Source organism: Clostridium sp. Marseille-P3244, from assembly GCF_900120155.1.
Classification (GTDB): domain Bacteria; phylum Bacillota; class Clostridia; order Lachnospirales; family Lachnospiraceae; genus Mediterraneibacter.
The window spans coordinates 2,483,693-2,501,925 of record NZ_LT635549.1; the positions used below are offsets into that span (position 1 = coordinate 2,483,693).

Annotated in this window: 16 protein-coding genes; 6 read left to right on the forward strand and 10 right to left on the reverse strand. The window is 50.6% G+C overall.

The features are described 5' to 3' along the window. Nucleotides 1-330: 330 nt before the first annotated feature. Nucleotides 331-1,476 (forward strand): transposase, encoded by a 1,146-nt coding sequence (locus tag BQ7367_RS13615; RefSeq protein ID WP_235837530.1) that lies wholly within the window; start codon nt 331-333, stop codon nt 1,474-1,476. A gap of 253 nt (nt 1,477-1,729) precedes the next feature. Here the strand turns inward: BQ7367_RS13615 and BQ7367_RS13620 are convergent, their stop codons facing one another. Together BQ7367_RS13620 and BQ7367_RS13625 are read right to left on the reverse strand one after the other, a co-directional pair. Beyond that, a complete protein-coding gene (locus tag BQ7367_RS13620; RefSeq protein ID WP_072525926.1) occupies nt 1,730-2,161 on the reverse strand; it encodes a flavodoxin in 432 nt (143 codons plus the stop codon). A gap of 35 nt (nt 2,162-2,196) precedes the next feature. Further along, entirely contained in the window at nt 2,197-2,790 is a 594-nt protein-coding gene (locus BQ7367_RS13625) for a DUF3793 family protein (protein WP_072525927.1), read from the reverse strand. A 291-nt stretch (nt 2,791-3,081) separates the two neighbouring features. Here BQ7367_RS13625 and BQ7367_RS13630 point away from each other — a divergent pair, with 291 nt between their 5' ends. After that, nucleotides 3,082-3,501 carry a hypothetical protein gene (locus BQ7367_RS13630; RefSeq protein ID WP_072525928.1) on the forward strand — a complete coding sequence of 140 codons (420 nt, stop codon included), beginning with the start codon at nt 3,082-3,084 and terminating at the stop codon, nt 3,499-3,501. A 98-nt stretch (nt 3,502-3,599) separates the two neighbouring features. On the opposite strand, the gene BQ7367_RS13635 is transcribed toward BQ7367_RS13630, so the two are convergent. The 4 genes from BQ7367_RS13635 to BQ7367_RS13650 form a co-directional block, all read right to left on the reverse strand. After that, on the reverse strand, nt 3,600-5,276 hold the full coding sequence (locus BQ7367_RS13635) for a hypothetical protein (RefSeq protein ID WP_072525929.1): 1,677 nt from the start codon (nt 5,274-5,276) through the stop codon (nt 3,600-3,602). A gap of 92 nt (nt 5,277-5,368) precedes the next feature. Then, on the reverse strand, nt 5,369-7,675 hold the full coding sequence (locus BQ7367_RS13640; RefSeq protein ID WP_072525930.1) for a DUF2298 domain-containing protein: 2,307 nt from the start codon (nt 7,673-7,675) through the stop codon (nt 5,369-5,371). Between the two features lie 44 nt (nt 7,676-7,719). After that, a complete protein-coding gene (locus BQ7367_RS13645; protein WP_072525931.1) occupies nt 7,720-8,484 on the reverse strand; it encodes a glycosyltransferase family 2 protein in 765 nt (254 codons plus the stop codon). Nucleotides 8,485-8,604: 120 nt separating this feature from the next. Continuing rightward, nucleotides 8,605-10,680, reverse strand: a complete 2,076-nt coding sequence (locus tag BQ7367_RS13650) for an elongation factor G (protein WP_072525932.1) — start codon at nt 10,678-10,680, stop codon at nt 8,605-8,607. Between the two features lie 203 nt (nt 10,681-10,883). On the opposite strand from BQ7367_RS13650, the gene BQ7367_RS13655 reads away from it, so the two are divergent. The 4 genes from BQ7367_RS13655 (at nt 10,884) to BQ7367_RS13670 (ending at nt 15,763) form a co-directional block, all read left to right on the forward strand. Then, nucleotides 10,884-11,993 carry a prephenate dehydrogenase gene (locus BQ7367_RS13655; protein ID WP_072525933.1) on the forward strand — a complete coding sequence of 370 codons (1,110 nt, stop codon included), beginning with the start codon at nt 10,884-10,886 and terminating at the stop codon, nt 11,991-11,993. Nucleotides 11,994-12,093: 100 nt separating this feature from the next. Next, the gene (gene aroA, locus BQ7367_RS13660) at nt 12,094-13,383 is read left to right on the forward strand and encodes a 3-phosphoshikimate 1-carboxyvinyltransferase (RefSeq protein WP_072525934.1); all 1,290 of its coding nucleotides are present in this window, start codon (nt 12,094-12,096) and stop codon (nt 13,381-13,383) included. 43 nt (nt 13,384-13,426) lie between these two features. After that, nucleotides 13,427-13,702 carry a metal-sensing transcriptional repressor gene (locus tag BQ7367_RS13665; protein WP_072525935.1) on the forward strand — a complete coding sequence of 92 codons (276 nt, stop codon included), beginning with the start codon at nt 13,427-13,429 and terminating at the stop codon, nt 13,700-13,702. Between the two features lie 225 nt (nt 13,703-13,927). Continuing rightward, on the forward strand, nt 13,928-15,763 hold the full coding sequence (locus BQ7367_RS13670; RefSeq protein ID WP_235837624.1) for a heavy metal translocating P-type ATPase: 1,836 nt from the start codon (nt 13,928-13,930) through the stop codon (nt 15,761-15,763). On the opposite strand, the gene BQ7367_RS13675 is transcribed toward BQ7367_RS13670, so the two are convergent. The 4 genes from BQ7367_RS13675 to BQ7367_RS13690 form a co-directional block, all read right to left on the reverse strand. After that, nucleotides 15,764-16,003 carry a helix-turn-helix domain-containing protein gene (locus BQ7367_RS13675; RefSeq protein WP_072525937.1) on the reverse strand — a complete coding sequence of 80 codons (240 nt, stop codon included), beginning with the start codon at nt 16,001-16,003 and terminating at the stop codon, nt 15,764-15,766. 11 nt (nt 16,004-16,014) lie between these two features. Continuing rightward, nucleotides 16,015-16,644 (reverse strand): hypothetical protein, encoded by a 630-nt coding sequence (locus tag BQ7367_RS13680; protein ID WP_072525938.1) that lies wholly within the window; start codon nt 16,642-16,644, stop codon nt 16,015-16,017. A gap of 148 nt (nt 16,645-16,792) precedes the next feature. After that, entirely contained in the window at nt 16,793-17,296 is a 504-nt protein-coding gene (locus tag BQ7367_RS13685) for a DUF2798 domain-containing protein (protein WP_072525939.1), read from the reverse strand. A gap of 209 nt (nt 17,297-17,505) precedes the next feature. Further along, nucleotides 17,506-18,198 (reverse strand): YkgJ family cysteine cluster protein, encoded by a 693-nt coding sequence (locus tag BQ7367_RS13690; RefSeq protein WP_072525940.1) that lies wholly within the window; start codon nt 18,196-18,198, stop codon nt 17,506-17,508. Nucleotides 18,199-18,233 lie beyond the last annotated feature (35 nt).

An 18,233-nucleotide genomic window follows, 5' to 3' on the forward strand; every position in this document is an offset into this window, starting at 1 on the left:
ATAAATTTTATCGATATCTTATGATATGCGCTCCGGAGAGAATTTGTCAATGTATTTCCCACCTTGAGTTTCCGCAGAATTATTCCCTCAGACAAATCTGCTGCGTTTTGTTATCCACAACTTTCAAAAAATGGCCAAAATATAAGGAATCCTGTCCCTTTTTGATGTAAAATTAAGCTGCAAAACAAAAACCTTACTAAACAAAAAGAAAGGGGATTCCTTATGGCTAATTCTACATCAATTACCTACCGTTTGAAAAGAAAAATTTTGACTTTTACTAATAAAATCTCCCGCAGACTTTCGAAACCAGATCGGAAGTTCACAGCAGATATGGTTTATGGCATTCTGGCATCCAGAAGCTGTCTGCTCACTGATATTTCCGACCAGCTTCATGAAACGGTACATAAGGTGAATACTGTAAAACGGCTTTCAAATCATCTTTCGGAAGGAACGCCGGCTTCTGCTGCCGCTTCTTATCTCCACACCGTAAAGAGACTCGTTCCCTCTGAACCAGTGGTCCTCATTGATGAAAGTGATATCGTAAAACCAGATGGAAAACAGTTTGAAGCTCTTGGTATCGTTCGCGATGGTTCTGAAAGCACACAGACGAAAAGTGTTTATAAAAAAGGATACCATGTAACAGAGGCCTGTGTCCTGACTGCCAACAAGCATCCTGTCAGTGTTTTTTCCATGATCCATTCTTCTGTTGAGAAGGACTATAAATCTGTAAATACCATCACATTTGATGCGATCAAACAGGCATCTGCTCTTTTCGGAAAGGCCACCTTTGTTATGGACCGCGGTTATGATGACAATAAGATCTTTCTCATCCTCGACCATCTGAAGCAGGATTACGTGATCCGCCTGAAATCCAACCGGAAACTTCTTTATCACAACAAATGGACAAAGGCAACGGAACTGCAGAATCGGAGGAAAGGGAAAGTAAAAGCGGATGTTTTCTATAAGGGAAAAGAGCATACCGCATATCTTTCCCACGTAAAAGTTCAGATCACTGCCTCCCGGAAAAATATTTATCTGGTCCTGGTCTATGGGATCACGGAACATCCCATGATGCTGGCTACAAACAAAGAGATCCGTTCAAAGGATGATGTGATCCGCATTGCCAGAACTTATTTTTCCAGATGGCGGATCGAGGAATATTTCCGTTGTAAAAAGCAGACCTATCAGTTTGAAAATTTCCGTGTAAGAAAACTGGAAGCCATTAATGCGCTTAACTTTTATATTACTTTAGCCATGGCATTTTTAGCTCAGGAAGAATTAAGTCCTGAGACAAACGCCCTGAAAGTTTCAATCATACAGGAAGCAGACCCGATCAAGGAAAAAGTCAGTTTCTGCTATTACCGGCTGGCAAAAGGCATCTCCGGCATACTGTCACATGCCAAAGAGGGCATCCGGCTCTGGTACAGGACAAAGCGTCCGACATACCGTCAACTCTGCCTTAAGCTGACCGCCTGAATAGATAAAAGTATATGTCTCCCAAAGCCCGGTTCCGGCGGGGCTTATAAAAGTGCCTCTACTCTCGGTGCTGCCATTCTAAATCTCTCAAAAAATGGGCAGATTGGTACTTTAGAAAGACATACTCATCTTTTTAGTACAATCTGCGGAAACTCAAGATTTCCCACTCTGTACGTCAGTAACTGGGTCGCGCGTTTTCCGCAATACTCTACACTGCGATACGTATTTCCAGAGGAAGATGCTTTCTGTGATCTTATACGCCCGTTGCAAGCTCTTTTCCTGCCGCGCGGCACTCTTCCAGTGCCTCGTCATCCGGAGCTTCATTCGCGATCACACCTTCATCACGCACAAGCACTGCTCCTGCCTTTTTCATCCGTTCTGTCCAGTCACGCATCCACTCTCCGTCACCCCATCCGTAAGAACCGAAAAGCAGGATCTTTTTCCCGGACACCATGGGTTCCACAGCCTCCACAAAAGGCTCCATCTCTACTTCTTCCAGCTGTTCTGCTCCCATGGACGGGCATCCCAGCGCAAATACATTTTCAGACACAACAGACGAAGCGTCCGCATCTGATACCTCTATCAGGTCTGCCTGGACTCCCGCCGAACGGATTCCTTCCGCAACGGCTTCTGCCATAGTCTGGGTGTTCCCTGTCCCGCTCCAATATACTACCGGTACGCTCATTTTCTTTTCCTCCACTTCTTCATTTTGTATAATATTTATCTCTGCAGAGCAATTTCCCGGATGCTCTTCCCGGTCAAAAATTCATTGACCGCACAATCCTTGGCCCGGTCAAATTCCTTGAACCTCATCCTCGCTCCGGTCAGGTCACCGTACACTTTCCAGTAACCGATCATCAGATACCGCTGTCCTTCATTTTCGATAAATCCTCTGATATCTCCCACCGGATATCCAAGAAACGCCCCTATTTCGTGTGGAAACCCCATGCCTCTCCGCCCGAACTTTCGGATCCTTTCACAGAGACGGTCAAGCATTGCGTCAAGCTTCATATCTGCATAACCGTACTCTCGGATCAGTTCCCGTGTTTCCGGCTGATTCAGGCTTCTTTCCAGTTCATCCGGACGGTAAAACATAACAAGACATTTTCCTTCGGAACAGGAGAGCAGATGGTAGGAAATATCCATACCGCGAAACAATTCCACAAGCTCTCCATACAGTCCAAAATCCAGTGTAATGACACAGGAGACTTTCAGGCCTTTCAGGAACGGCGCGCACTGCAGCGCGATCTGAAATTCCAGTCTGGTCTTTCGGTTTCTGTTTTTCAGGAAATAGGATATTACTTCTGTAGGCATGACTTCTCCTTTTTTGAGAATGATTTTCAATTAACTTGATAGTAACATAGGACATTCTGTTTTTCAACAATGTTTTTTGAAAATATTTCTCATTATTTCATCTGTTCTTTTCATACTTTCTTGGCAACTTCATAAGATTTATGTTTCCCCGTTTATAGTCAGATTGCTCAATTTTTTTTATTTTTTTATCGTTTTTTTAGTTGTTCCCCACATAGGTTTAGTGTATAATAGGTTTAAGATATTTGAGAGGTGAAAGTCTCAAACAATACATACATAAAGGAGAGATTCGCCATGGTAAATTTAGTAACAGGCCCAAGAGGCAGCGGTAAAACACAGCAAATGATTGATCTTGCAAATGAAAAGGTAAAAACTTCCAACGGAAACGTAGTATTCATCAAAAAAAGCCATAAAGATACATACACGGTAGATTTCAATATCCGCGTGATCCGTATGGCTGATTATCCTGATATCCTTACTCTTGAAGAATTCATCGGTTTTCTTTACGGCATGGCAGCCGGCAATCATGACATTGAAGCAGTTTTCATCGACAGCGTGCTGAAACAGGCCAATATCACTCTTGAAAGTCTCGGGGCTTTCATCCAGAAGCTGAATAAGATCTCCACTGAAAATAAAATAGATTTCTATCTTAGCATAAGTGCGGAGAAGAAAGATATTCCTAATATAGATTCATCCGAATGCAATCTGCTTTAGAAATCATAAAAATTTATTTCAATAATATCAGAGCCGGCACATCTTGGTGTACCGGCTCTGTTTCTCTTTAATACATTTATGTTTTCCGTCAACGCAGTTTATGATACTTCTCCGTTAGTTGTATCATCCTCTTGCTGTGACCTCTCTTCTTCGTTCGTCGGAGTAGTTTTCTCTATTCCATTCAGTGACAGAACCGTATTACTACTCTCTCCTTCTTTATATTCAATGGTCACCTCATCTCCCACGTCGTACCGGATGATATCGATAAAATCCACCACTGACACATCAAAGATTTCATCAGATCCTTCCAGCATGATATAGTAATGTGAGTTTCCCTCTACAACGCCCTGTGCGATTTTTGTAATGGGCGCGGTGATGGACTGGATCTCCCGGGTATCTTCCGGAGTCTCCTGGATTCCATTCTCATACATCAGTTTGGAGTACTCTTCCTCGCACTCGCTCACAGTATCTCCGATCGCCACGATCTGATATTTCTGTACATTGACCATGGCATACTTCTTTACAAGCCCGGCATCGTCCTTCAGGGCGATGAAATAAGTCGGCTCCCCGGAGATGTTGAGCAGCAGCGGGAATGTAGCCACATAGTGCAGATTCTGCACCTGGCCTTCTGCCGATGACATAGCGGATGCCTCGGTGGCTCCTTCTACTTCATAGAATTTCGTCTCCATAGTACGCTGATTCATAAGCACAAATCCTACATTAGACTGGTCCCCCGTGATCGATGTAACTCCTGTGTAGACCCATACATCATCATTGATCGCAAGATAATTGTATCCGTCTGTTGTGTGCAGGCAGTCTTTCTGTCCCAGAACACTGTTGAAAAATCCATGTTTCAAGGTTCCGTAATAATCATACAGCTGCACAAGCAGGTCTGCCGAATATGCCCTGTCGATCCACTGTGGAGCGTCCTCAATAGCATAGTCTTCCGTCTCACCGGTAATCGCGTTGCACAGTACCACCCGCCCGATCGTTTCTCCGCCGAACAGTCCGATATTAAATTTCTTGACGGGGCAGATCCAGTAAGGCGTCCCTTCCTCATCCACCTCAAAACTCAGATCGTTGAATATATATGTGGGATATCTGAACCGCAGATGACGGTAGATATTCCGGTTAAAATGATCGCTGGTCGTATATTTCATTCCCTCGTCCAGCTTTACAAGTTCTGTATCCTGTGTTGCCATATCGATCTTAATATAGGCCGGGATTCCTTCCCCCTGGTTTGTAAACCATTTGATGATACTGGCATATTTCAGAGGAGAAACTCTTACGGGTCTGTCCTGGAAATTTATCTGAGAATAAAGCTCGTCAACTTCGAACTGAGACACCATATCCACCATGCTTCCCATCTTCCTGTCCCCCAGCAGCTCCGCGGAGTCTTTATCCAGAAGGGGGATCTGGTCAAATGACAGCTCCTCGATATCTTTCGCGAATTCTCCGGTCTCCACAGTCATCAGCTGCTGGTATTTTTTCGCATTGACGACCGGTGAGGAAAGCAGCGTACCCACCAGATAAACAACAACGATCAGCCCTACGATCCCCAGGATGATCTTCAGTCCTTTTGACTCTTTGAGCTCATAACGGTTCAGCTGCTTTTTCCTTATGAATATCACCGCTGCGAGTAGTCCCAGCACGATCATGAATATCCAGATCTCCGCCGAATGGATATTGAGCGCAGGCAGCGCCGCGTAATAATAAATCCCCGCTGCCAGGATGATCAGGATCGCGATCAGTATTTTCCCTTTTAATCTTCCCATTTTCCTTTCTGTCCTTCCTTCAGAATATCCTGTCACAATAATACGGCAATTATAACATTTTTATACGCCGGGCACAAGGCCGGTTGTCTCCGTTATTTTCCTACGCGGATCACCAATGTTCCCTCATCGTAGATCACTGTTCCCAGACTTCTCAGTTTTTCTTCATTCAAAGCGTCCCCGTATTTTTCCTTCTCACAGCTTCCCACAAATATATAGCGAACCTGATACTTCTCCAGAAATTCCTCGGTCTGCCCCATGTCTGTTCCGGTATAGAACTTGCGGATCTCTTCTGATCTTTTCTGCTGTTCCTTTGGTTCTCCTCTCCACAGCCACTCGTGGGTATACCAGCCGGACACAGTGGGAAGCCCCGTTATTGCCGACACCCGGCAGTACCGGCTGTAACTCTCCCCATCCGCTTCCACGATCACCGGATTTGTCCCATATTCCGGATGTTCCGCTGCATCCTCCTCCAATGCCCGGATCGCCCCGGCATCTTCGGGATACTCCTCCTCCAGAAACGCTGTTGCGTCAAGTCCCTGATAGCCTGAGGGATCCAGAACATTTCCATACCAGGAACCGACTGCCGTCACGGTATAGCAGCAGGTGCCCAGCAGGCAGGCCAGTCCGGCTCCCGCAAAAATCTTCGGCAGGAGCCGCCGCTTGAGAGTCAGGAACCGTACAATAATATAGCCCATGCACATCCCGAACATGATAAACGCCTGATAGGTCAGCTTAAACATAGTGTTGCTGCGGGCATATCCCTCTTCATAAATATCCCGGACATAGACCAGTTCCGGAATAAGCACCAGCCCCAGAGCGCACAGCCCCCACAGAAAAACTGTCAGATCCGACAGTGGACTCTTCAGGAAAAACTGCCGCAGGATGCCTGTACCTTTTTTCCTCTGCAGGATACTCCTTCGGACAGCATAAACAAAAAATACCACTGTCAGCACAGCCGGAAGTCCCCATAACAGCAGAAGCTGATGGGGCAGGGAGTGATTCTCCGCGACTCCCACTCCGGACACCATCGTTTCAAAACTTATCTGGAACGGCAGCGCACAGAGAAACGCGATCGCCGCCAGCTCTGCGCCCCACACCGCCGCGCAGATGAGAGCCTGCCCGGGCCGGCAGTTCTTCCGGTAGATACCGGCATAGGTCACTGCCCCGAGACATACCGTCAGATAGATCACAAAATCCCAGTAGTTGGCCCATTGGAAAACCCCCAGCAGCCATCCCATAGTCAGAATATGAGGATTCAAAAGCATCCCCGGAAGCTCTGAAACCGAAAATCTGCCGCTTCTCCTCTGTTCTCTCACCTGCCGCAGGAAGGAATACAAGATCCCCAGAAGCAGGAGCACAAGGAACAGATTTACCATGTGGGCGTGCAGGTCGCCCAGGACAAAAGAGTAAGATGGAAATTCATGGATCGTTTTGTCCGCCACATCCGGGTCATAGCCGATATAGCGGGTGGAATCCGGGAACCAGTAATCTTTCTGCTGCCAGCCGAAAATGCCGGCCAGAAGCGGACGCAGTTTCCCGTACCACACGTAGTGCATATTTCCTCCGAAGGAGACAGCCGCTCCCGCCAGAAGCCCCCCTGCCGCCGCGGCCCGGTTCTTCCGCCGCCCGATGTCTGCCGTCTTTTTCCCTGTCCCCTGAAGAAGGCGGTAAACCATCGAAAAGGGAAGGACAAAGGCAAAGGCCGCCACAGCGGCGCGCATCAGATGATACGTCTCCTGCACACGGGTAAAGCTGAGCCGGGTCAGATACACCGCGTAGTACTGTCCTCCGTAATAATAATTGATATGGGAGCCGGCCTGCCAGATGTCCGCGGAGGGCAGCGTGTCACTGCGCATCATGGATGCCATGAACCCGTAATCCATGAATTTTTCCGTGCCCATCGCCTCCGGACGGAATCCCGCGAAGTATGTCCACATGAGAATCAGCAGCAGGAACAGGAACTCTTCCCAGAGGATGAGATGAAAGCTCACAGGTAATTTTTTTCCCTTTACGGCCGTCTTCTCTGATCCGTCCGTTTGCCCTCTGTCTTTTCTTATCCTTCTTTTCCAGACCATCAGCCAGCACACTCCTGCGCACAATGCCGTGACCGGCCATGCCCATCCTGTACTAAAAGGCAGGATTCCCGCACATACCAGAACCCAGAATACAAAGCCTGGCACCCCGATCCCGAGTGCCTTGGCAAACACATATCCCCGGTCCGCGAATCCCCGGAACAGAAGTCCGGCCAGCGGAGAAAACGCCAGTCCGAGGAGCAGGAGCAGCAGCCACCACTTCAGGAAAGACACACTGTCCTCCTTAAGCAGCGCCGCCGACAATATCAGAAGCGCCAGGATCCCGATACCCGGCATCCACTCTCTGTTTTTCCACAGTCTTTCCATTCTGCTTTCCTTCCAAAATATTGCTTTATTGTCTAAATGCTGATTTATTCAGTCCTGTCCTTCTGTCTCTTACATTTTCGTCTTTTTGTGCCGTCCAGCTCTCCGAATTCTCTCCAGGCCCGGGCTCCCAGTCTCAGGATGCGCCGGATGTTCAGAGAATTTTTTCCGCCCTGCCGGGGGCGGAAAGTGACCGGATACCACCGGACCGTTTTTCCCAGTCTCAGATAGCATACGCTCATCAGCACGTTGGGCAGGGCGCAGTGTTCCGGGAAAAGCTCCAGGATCTCTGCGAGTTCTCCGGCCCTCATCAGACGGAACGGTGTATTGGAGTCCTTCACAGAGATCCGGAACCTGATCCGGAGAGCCATGCGAAGGGCCCGGGTCACTGCCAGACGTGCCAGCCCGTCCTGCCGGTGCCTCCTGTCTCCGATCAAAAGACCGCAGAGTCTCCGATCTCGCCAGAACTGCCAGAACTCTTCCGGAACCGTCTGCCCGTCGGAATCTGTCTGAAAAATGTAGTCCGCTCCATGATCCAGGGCATAGCGATATCCGCTGAGTACCGCGGCTCCGTGTCCTCCGTTTTGTCTGTTAAGGACGATCATCCCGGGGCAGGCATCCCGGCACTGATCCAGCAGTTCCCCTGTCCGGTCCCTGCTGCCGTCATTGACCACCACCAGCCTGCTTTCCGGTCCGGTCCTTACTGCAATCTTATGCCACTGCGCCACGGTCTCTCTGATGTTCATCTCTTCATTGTACGCGGGCATCACAATATATAAACGATCCGTTTCTTTCGTCTTCCTGTTTGTCATAGGCAGGTCTCTCCTCACAGTAAAATCCTCAGACAGGAGCCTTTACAGAGCTCTCTGCCTGAGGATATCATACTTCTGTCTTATATTCTATTTATTTCAGACATTTTTTATCTTAATTTCCTATTCTTCTGATGCCCTTGCGGCGATCTCCTTCTCCTGGACATCGGACGGAGCCTGCTCGTACCTTGCGAACTGGTACTCATAGGTTCCTCTTCCTCCGGTCATGGATCTGAGGACCGTGCAGTATCCGAACAGCCCGGTCATGGGGATGTCCGCCTCGATCACCTGTTTTCCTCCTGAAACAGGATTCATGCCCAGCACGCGGCCGCGCCTCTTGTTCAGATCACCCATTACATCCCCTGTATAATCGTCAGGAACTGTCACCTTGATAGAGGCAATGGGCTCAAGAAGGACCGGAGATGCCTCCATGAATCCTTTCTTAAATGCCTGGCTGGTGGCCGTCTTGAACGCCATCTCCGAGGAATCTACCGGATGGTAGGATCCATCGTAGAGGATCGCTTTCACGCCCACCACCGGATATCCGGCCAGCGGTCCTTTCACCACAGATTCCTGCAGTCCCTTCTCCACTGCCGGGAAATAATTCTTCGGCACTGCTCCGCCTACGACACACTCTTCAAATACATAGGGCGTATCCAGGTCCCCGGAGGGCTCGAATTTCATCTTGACATGTCCGTACTGTCCGTGGCCGCCGGTCTGTTTCTTGTATTTCATATCCACGTCGGACGTCTTGCGGATGGTCTCCCGGAAGGCAACCTTTGGCGTCTCCAGGATGATCTCCACTTTATATCTCGCCGCCAGCTTGCTGGCCGCGATCTCCAGATGCTGGTCGCCCATGCCGTAGAGCAGCGTCTGCCGGTTCTCGCTGTCGTTGACAGCCTTCAGTGTCACATCCTCTGCCGTCATCCTTGCCAGAGCCTGGGAAACCTTGTCCTCATCGCCTTTGTTCTTCACCTGATATCTCATATATGTATATGGCACAGAATAGTCCGTCCTTGCGTAGGACACCGGACTCGCCTTCGTTGACAGCGTATCGCCGGTCCTGGTATTGGCCAGCTTCGCGATCGCGCCGATGTCGCCGGCAAAAAGTTCTGCCACCTCGGACGGCTTGTTGCCGCACATCGTGTAGAGCTTGCCCGGCTTTTCCTCTGCTTCAGTATCCGCGTTGTAGAGGACGTCATCCCCCTTGAGTACGCCGGAACACACCTTGACAAAGGAATATTTTCCGATGAACGGATCCACCATTGTCTTGAATACATATGCGGTCTTTGCTTTGGAGAAATCGTAGTTCGCCTCGAAGATCTCATTGGTCCTCCGGTTGATCCCCGCGCAGGTCCTCTTGTCCGGGCTGGGGAAGAATCTTACGATATCAGACAGAAGGTTCGCCACGCCCTGGGCCTGTACGTTGGATCCCATGGCCACCGGAACGATATCCCCGTCCATGACTTCCGTACGCATGGCGGAACGGATCTCCTCGATGGAGAATTCTTCTCCGTTGAAATAGCGCTCCATGAATTCTTCGCTGGTCTCTGCCACCGCTTCCATAAGAGAGTCTCTCAGCACCTGAAGGTTGGGCTTGCAGTAATCCGGGATCTCACACTCTTCTCTCTGTCCGATGCCCGTATATCTGCGCCCCGCGTTCTTGATGACGTTGATATATCCGACCAGCTTCTCGTTCTCACGGATAGGCTGGAAATGAGGCGCGATCTTCTTGCCGTATCTGGCGGTAAGGTCTTCCACCACCTGACGGAAGCTGGCGTCGTCCACGTCCATCTCTGTCACATAGACCATCCTGGGCAGATTGTACTTGTCGCACAGTTCCCATGCCTTCTCTGTGCCAACCTGAACCCCCGCCTTGCCGGACACGACGATGACAGCCGCGTCTGCCGCGCTGACCGCCTCTTCCACTTCGCCCACAAAATCAAAGTAGCCCGGTGTATCCAGGATATTGATCTTGGCTTTCTCCCACTCGATGGGGATCAGACTTGTGCTGATGGAAAATCCGCGTTTCTGCTCTTCTTTATCAAAATCGCTGACCGTGTTGGACTCGGACACCTTGCCCATACGGTTGGTGGCGCCTGATACATACAGCATTGCTTCCACAAGGCTGGTCTTTCCGCTTCCGCCGTGCCCGAGCAATACTACGTTTCTGATTTCGTCCGTTCTGTAAACCTTCATGCTGCTGCCTCCTTGATATGTAGTAATTTACATGTGTTTTATTTTCACCCATGCATATCATGGATATATTGTACTAAAATTTTTATAACATTACAACTATTTTATATATTTTTCACATAAATATTCCTCTGTTTACTTTTACAGGGCAAAGTGCTAAAATATCCCTGTCAATAAACTTATACAGGAAGGACTTCCAGCTAACTATGTCATCAGAAAAAAACACCGTAAAGATCGGATTCATCGGACTGGGCCTGATCGGAGGCTCCATCGCGAAGGCGGTCCGCCGCTATTACCCGGATTATGAGATCCTGGCATTCGACAAAAACCGGGAAACTCTCGCCCTGGCGGTCCAGGAAGGTGTCATAGACACCGCCTGTTCTTCCATCGATGAAAATTTCAGCGGCTGCCGGTATCTGTTTCTCTGCGCTCCTGTCTCCTGCAACACTGCCTATCTGTCGCAGCTCAAAGACCTGATCGGCAGCAGCTGCGTCCTGACGGACGCGGGAAGTGTAAAGACTTCCATCCACGAAGAGATCATCGCTCTGGGCATGGAGGAAAATTTTATCGGGGGACATCCCATGGCAGGCTCGGAAAAAAGCGGTTTTGTCAATTCCAAAGCCCATCTGATCGAGAATGCCTACTACATCCTGACCCCTTCTGCCCGTGTCTCAGAAGAAAAGGTCCGGGCATACCGGGAATTTGTCACGTCGCTGAAAGCGCTGCCTGTCATTCTCGACTACCGGGAACATGACTATATCACCGGGACTATCAGTCATCTCCCCCATATCATCGCTTCCACACTGGTCAATTATGTGCGGGATACGGACACGAAGGATGAACTGATGAAGGCGCTGGCGGCGGGAGGTTTTAAAGATATTACAAGGATCGCGTCCTCCTCCCCGGTCATGTGGCAGCAGATCTGCCTGAAAAACAGCGCCAATATCTCCCGCATCCTGGACGGATATATCAGTGCCCTCAAAAACGCCAGGGACGCTGTCTGCTCCGGCAGTGAGGATGCGCTCTACTCCCTGTTCGAGTCTTCCCGCGATTACCGGAACTCCATGCCGGACGGTTCTGCGGGACCGATCAAGAAACAGTTCGCGCTCTACTGCGATATCATAGACGAAGCGGGAGGGATCGCCACCATCGCCACCATCCTGGCAAGCAACAATATCAATATCAAAAATATCGGTATCGTGCATAACCGGGAATTTGAAGAGGGAGTACTGCGGATTGAATTCTACGACGAGGACGCCTCGGCCAAGGCTTCCTCCCTGCTGCGCAAATACCGTTATATCGTCTATGAGACCTGACGATGCGCAGATCTTTGGCCCTTCCGGAGACTTCGGTTCTCCAAAAGCCATAAGAGACGAAAAACACCAGAAACGATAAATAACAGAGAGGACAACTATCATGGAATTATGCGGAATCAGCGGATTAAAAGGAAAAGTCACCGTTCCGGGAGACAAATCCATCTCCCACAGATGTGTCATGTTCGGCGCCCTTTCCAGCGGCGTCACAGAAGTACACAACTTTCTGAAAGGCGCGGACTGTCTCGCCACGATCCGCTGTTTTCAGACTCTGGGGATCCAGATCGAGGAAACAGGCTCCACGGTCACGATCCACGGAAAAGGACTCCACGGGCTTTCTGCCCCGTCTCATATCCTGGACGTGGGAAACAGCGGGACCACCACCCGCCTGCTCTCCGGGATCCTGGCAGGACAGCCCTTTGAATCCAAACTTTCCGGGGACGCGTCACTGAACTCACGCCCCATGAAACGGATCATAGACCCGCTGACGCAGATGGGCGCCAGTATCTCCAGTATCCTTCGCAACGGATGCGCTCCCCTTTACATCACCCCGTCCCGCCTTCACGGCATTCACTATACGTCGCCGGTGGCCTCCGCCCAGGTAAAGTCCTGCATTCTGCTGGCCGGTCTGTATGCGGACGGGGAGACGTCTGTCACGGAACCCTCGCTTTCCCGAAACCACACAGAACTGATGCTCCGGGAATTCGGCGCGGATATCCGGACCGTCCACTCCCTGGACAGCACCGCCGCCACAGCGTCCATCCGGCCCGGCCGGGAGCTGTACGGCCAGAAGATCACCGTACCCGGAGATATTTCCTCCGCCGCTTATTTCATCGCGGCCGGACTCATCGTCCCGGACTCCGAGATCCTTATTGAAAATGTCGGCATCAACCCTACCCGCGCCGGGATGCTGCGGGTCTGCGAGGATATGGGGGGAGACATCACGCTCCTCAATGAACGCACAGAAGGCGGAGAAAAAATAGCCGATATCCTGGTCCGCACCAGCCGCCTGCACGGCACTGTCATTGAGGGAGACATCATTCCTACCCTGATCGACGAGATCCCCGTGATCGCCGTCATGGCCGCCGTGGCAGAGGGGACAACTGTCATCAGAGACGCCGCGGAACTGAAGGTGAAAGAGACAGACCGGATCGAGACCGTCACCGACAACCTCAAGGCTATGGGCTGCCGGGTCACCCCTGCTCCTGACGGGATGACCATCACCGGCGGAAAGCTCCACGGAGCCACCATCCATACGCTTCTGGATCACCGGATCGCCATGGCGTTCAGCATCGCGGCCCTTGCCGCTAAAGGAAATACAAACATACTGGACAGCAGATGCGTGGAAGTTTCCTACCCCGCCTTCTATGACACCTTTGAAAAACTGCTGTGAAAGAAAGAACACGATAATAGGAAAAAACCAAGGAGGAACAAAAATGAGACAATGCATGGATGCTGACAATCTTCACCGTCGTCTGAAAAAAATCATTGGCCAGGTACAGGCGATCGACCGCATGGTGGATGAAGACATTCCCTGCGAAGATGTCCTCTCCCAGATAAATGCCGCAAAATCCGCTCTCCACCGGGTGGGACAGATCGTGCTGGAAGGCCACATCAACCATTGTGTCAGGGACGGGATCCAGCACGGTGATGTGGATCAGACGATCGCCAGTTTTACGAAAGCCGTGGAACGGTTTGCCAACATGAAATGATTCTTTGCGGAAACAGATCCGCGGGACAGAAGATCCCCGGCGCAGGAACCTGACGGCAATGTCAGGCTCTTTTGCCGGGATTCTTTTTCTGCATTGACAACCTATACCCGTATAGGTATAATTTGATTGTGAAAAAAATCATTCATTCTTAAAAGTAAGATGAAAATATATGAATGGAGGAATATTCCCTTGAAAAAATTAGAACATTTTCTGGAATGGGGAGGCATGAAAAAAGAGATCACCCTTCTCGTCATCTCCGGCGCCGCTCTGCTCCTGAGCATTGCCGGCTTTTCTCCGCTCCCTTTTGATATGGCGTGGGTCGCCATCATCCTGTGCGGGATCCCGATCATCCTGGAAGCAGTCATCGGGCTGATCACTGCCTTCGATATTAAGGCAGATGTACTTGTCTCCATCGCTCTTATCGCCTCCGTGATCATCGGAGAAGATTTCGCCGCCGGCGAGGTGGCGTTTATCATGCAGCTGGGCGCCCTTCTGGAAGATCTCACCGTGGCAAAAGCCCGGGCAGGCATCGAAAAGCTGGTTCATCTCACACCCCGGACAGCCCGCAGGATCATCGAAGGCGCTGAGGAGATCATCCCCGCGGAGGATGTGCAGGCAGGCGACGTGCTCCGCGTCCTGCCCGGAGAGGCCATTCCGGTAGACGGTGTCATCCTCTCCGGAGATACCTCCGTTAATCAGGCTGTCATGACCGGGGAATCCCTTCCCGTGGACAAAGGCCCCGGAGACGAGGTGTCCAGCGGTACGATGAATCAGTTTGGCGCCTTTGAAATGCACGCGGTAAAAGTCGGCGAAGACAGTTCCATCCAGCGGATGATCCGCCTGGTCCAGTCCGCCGACGCCGGAAAGGCTAAGATTGTCGGACTGGCCGACCGGTGGGCCACCTGGATCGTGGTGATCGCCCTGGGCGCTGCCGCCGTTACATGGCTGGTTACCGGAGAGATCATCCGGGCCGTCACGATCCTTGTCGTATTCTGCCCCTGTGCCCTGGTTCTCGCCACCCCCACCGCTATCATGGCTGCCATCGGGAATGCCACGAAGCACGGTTTTCTTGTCCGGGAAGGGGACGCGCTGGAACGACTGGCAGCTGTGAAGAACATTACCTTTGACAAGACAGGCACCCTGACCTATGGCACGCCGGAAGTGACCGCCGTAAAAAGTTTCCTCCCGGATCTTGCGGATCAGCAGCTCTACCTGCTCGCTGCCCGGGCTGAGACAAAGTCTGAGCACCCTCTGGGCAGGGCCATTGTCCGATGCTATAAAAATACCGGTGCCCCGGCGCCGGAACAGCCGCAAGAATTTCACATGCTCCCGGGGCGGGGAGTCCGGGCCGTCATAGAAGGGAAAGAAATCCTTGCCGGAAATCAGGAATTGCTTCGGGAGAACGGTGTCTCCCTGCCGGAGGAGATCCTCGGCTCTGCCCGTACCTGTCTGGAGGAAGGCTGTACCGTCACCTATATCAGTGTTGATCAGACAGCGGCCGGATTTCTTATCCTGTCTGACACCCTGAGACAGGACGCTGCCCGCATGATCGCAGAAATAAAAAATGCCGGAGTCACTCCCGTGCTGCTTACCGGAGACCATGCCAACGCTGCCCGTTACATCGCCTCCCGCCTGCACATCGAAGAAGTACGCTCCGACTGTCTGCCGGAAGATAAACTGAAGTGGATCGATCAATCCGAAGCCCATGGCTCGCCTGTCTGCATGATCGGAGACGGGGTCAATGACGCCCCTGCGCTCAGAAGAGCCCGGGTGGGCATCGCTATGGGAAAGATCGGAAGCGACATCGCGGTTGACGCGGCCGACATTGCCCTGGTGGATGACGAGATCCGGGAACTCCCCCATCTGCTCCGGCTCTCCCGGCGCATGATATCCACGATCCGGCTGAACCTGACCTTTTCCATGACGCTGAATTTTGCAGCCATCGCGCTGGCCATCACCGGAATATTAAATCCCGTGGCAGGCGCTCTCGTACACAATGCAGGATCCGTCCTTGTGATCATCAACTCCGCATTCCTGCTTGGATGGAAGAGACGAGAATAATTACGGCATCAGGCTCCCGTCATCTCCTTCTGCGCTGTCCTCCTCATATTCCAGGATATCGCCCGGCTGGCAGTGCAGTTCCCGGCAGATTGCTTCCAGAGTAGAGAATCGGATCGCCCGCACCTTTCCCGTCTTAAGGTTGGAGAGGTTGACATTCGATATCTCTACTCTTTCTGCCAGTTCTTTCAATGATATCTTCCGGTCCGCCATGACCCGGTCCAGTCTTAAAATGATCGGCATCTCTTCTCACCTCACAGTGTCTCGTCGGATTCCTGCTGGAGGGCGCATCCGTATTCAAAGATATAGGAAAGACAGAAAAGGGGGATCGCCGGGGCGAACCATCCAAGATTGATAATGTCGTGGGCCGCTCCGCCGATGCCGCGGGCAAATGCAAGTGCCGCAAAGGCATCTTTCATGGCAAAGACCAGGATAACCACAATCCCCAGACAGAAGATTGCCCGGCTGTTCTCCTTCACAAAAGGAGTTTCAAACTTTCCGATGTTTTTAAAAATCTTCCTGATATACCACAGGCATGCAGTGAGTGCCGCACACATGCCGATATGGCATGCGAAATCTGCAAGGAATACATATTGGGGCATCTGCGCTGCCGCCTCATTGAGGATCCCCGTGGCAATCTCCAGTCTGTCCGGCGCCGCCGCCGAAAGGAAGCCCTCCGGTATTCCCGCAAGTTCCGCGACTCCGAAAAATCCGGATGGAGTGTCCGAAAGAGACAGAGAAAACGAGGACTCCGGCTGAAGGCACGCCCAGATCCAGAAAATCAGATTTGCCGCTGACAATACGGCCGCCAGCCAGAAAAAGAATCCGGTGCCCACGCCCAGTTCCGCACACCTTTGTTTCATCACGCTTTTTTCTTTCATCATGATACATCACCTCGATCTGTATCCCATCTTTTTTATTTCTGTGATTTTATCATAACATGAAAATTAACTATATTCAATATTAAATTAATGTTTATCATTAATTTATTAATGTAATTATAATTCCTGCATTTTTCTCTCCTGAAGGGTATTAATTCTGTGAAAACAGCTTGCCGCAGATCCAACGGGTAAATGGAGCTGCCGCGAACATGTTCCAGAAAAATGCCATGGGAAAGTTCTTCATAAATGTGCCCACCCAGATCGCCGGAAGCCGGACAGCTGATGTGTCTCCCAGGATAACGTTGAAAAGGATCGATGCCACAAGACTCATGGCAGGACACATGACAGCTACTGTCCCCGCCTGACGCAGAAGCTGGCATATGTACGGATTATCTTTCTCCGGATCACAATGTCTGTCCGCAAACACAGCCCCGGCCCGGTTTCCCCACAAACTGGACAAAAGAAAGACCAACAGCCCCATATAGGCAGCCTCTTTCAAAGCCTCCCAAAAAATAATATTTGTCATGTTGCTGAAGCCCCCTGCTGTCAGATTCACGCCTTCTTTAATGGCAATATTATAGATTTCCATTCCATATGCCATAGCATAGGACATAATGATCCCGAAAATGATCCCCTGTTTTTTGTTATTCGGCATTTTCTTTTCCTCCGTTTCTATTTTATTCCCTGTGCCGCCGCAGGACATAAATCGAGGAACTATATCGCTGCAGGACAAACTAAAAGACGCGCAGCCTTCAACTGGATTTACGCAGTGATGCTACACGTCTTTTATTATCTTACTACCGAAGCCTTTGATTTTTCAAAGGCAGTTTTGCACAAATATTCTGTCTGTTTTTCTGACTTGTTTTACCTGCCCGGTTCATTTGCGCAGAACCCGAATTTTTCTCTTACTTCTCTCAGCCTGTCAGAGAACTCTGAATAAAACCCGTTCTCATCCTGTGCCGGATACGCCGTCTCATAAAATTTTCTCAGAACAAACAATGTCAGGATCCGTACATTTTCTTCACTCAGAGTATCCAGCGCAGACTCGCACTCTTTGAGGAAATCGTGCCATTTCAGGATATAGGCCTCGTATGCCTTCAGGTTTGGGATCTCCAGCCATTTCCTGATCTTTACCTTGCCTCTGTCTTTCCGGCTACACTCATGGATCTGGATAAAATACCGGAATCCGTCCTCTTCATAATATCTCCCAAGAGGAAACAGACGGCAGATCCCGGGACGGAATGCATGCACGGAACATCTGCCGTTTTCATCCAGAAAGGGACAGGCGTCCTCCTTTTCTTCCATCCTCAGGCTGGGCAGGATCATCCCGTCCACCACATTCAGCTCTATATATCTTTCTTCCAGCAATGCCTGAAAGTCCTTCTTTATTCCCTGTTTCAGCCTCCAGAGGTCCATCGGGTCCAGGATGATGGAGTTTCCCATCCCCCGGCAGCAGTCTGAACAGCCGGCGCATCCCCGGCAGTCCGCTTTCACCATGTCACCGGAAGAATAAAGTCTTCCGTCAGATATTTCGTTCAGGTTGATATTTCGTTTCATAACTGTTAAGATACTCCTGCATTGATATCATCTTT